Genomic DNA, 217 nt, shown 5'->3' on the forward strand with positions numbered 1-217 from the left:
TGCTGCCTTCGCCTTTGCTTTTGCCTTTTCTTCTTCTGTTCCTTCTTCCATTCCTTCTCTTTTTTGTTTCGCTAGCGCCGCCGCTTTTGCTTTTGCGGCTGCTGCTGCCTTCGCCTTTGCCTTCTCTTCTTCTGTTCCTTCTTCCATTCCTTCTCTTTTTTGTTTCGCTAGCGCCGCCGCTTTCGCTTTCGCGGCCGCTGCTGCCTTTGCTTTCGCC

The 217-nt window shown here is 52.1% G+C and carries 1 pseudogene; it reads right to left on the minus strand.

The annotated features are described in order from the left end of the window. Positions 1-217, minus strand: a pseudogene (locus tag MR083_RS28390) (NADH-quinone oxidoreductase subunit C); the annotation flags it as partial.

This window comes from Bacillus cereus group sp. BfR-BA-01408, from assembly GCF_022663305.1.
GTDB lineage: Bacteria > Bacillota > Bacilli > Bacillales > Bacillaceae_G > Bacillus_A > Bacillus_A pacificus.